General features: G+C 62.1%; 1 pseudogene. It reads right to left on the bottom strand.

The features are described 5' to 3' along the window. Positions 1 to 256 (bottom strand): annotated as a pseudogene (locus RTW80_RS29930) (tRNA 4-thiouridine(8) synthase ThiI); the annotation flags it as partial.

Below are 256 nucleotides of genomic sequence, written 5' to 3'. Positions count from 1 at the left end.
ACCTGCCCCAGCGCTTCACCGGTGACCAGCGCCTGCACGCCGTAGCGCTCAGCCACTTTAGACGCCGCACGTACCATCATGCGCTTCAGCACCACGCCCATCTGACCGTCGTCCACTTTTTCGAGGATTTCGCCGACCACCGGCTCAAAGTTGATCGCCACAAAACGCACGCGGTGAGAGCTGCCGAAGCGGTTCCACAGGTAATGCGCCACCTGACGTACGCCGATTTCATGCGCCGCGCCGCCCAGGTTAAAGC

The sequence above is a fragment of the Escherichia sp. AM3 genome (assembly GCF_032029835.1).
Classification (GTDB): domain Bacteria; phylum Pseudomonadota; class Gammaproteobacteria; order Enterobacterales; family Enterobacteriaceae; genus Escherichia; species Escherichia coli.
The sequence above is the reverse complement of the archived record's forward strand: the minus strand, read 5'-3'. Positions and strand labels throughout refer to the sequence as shown.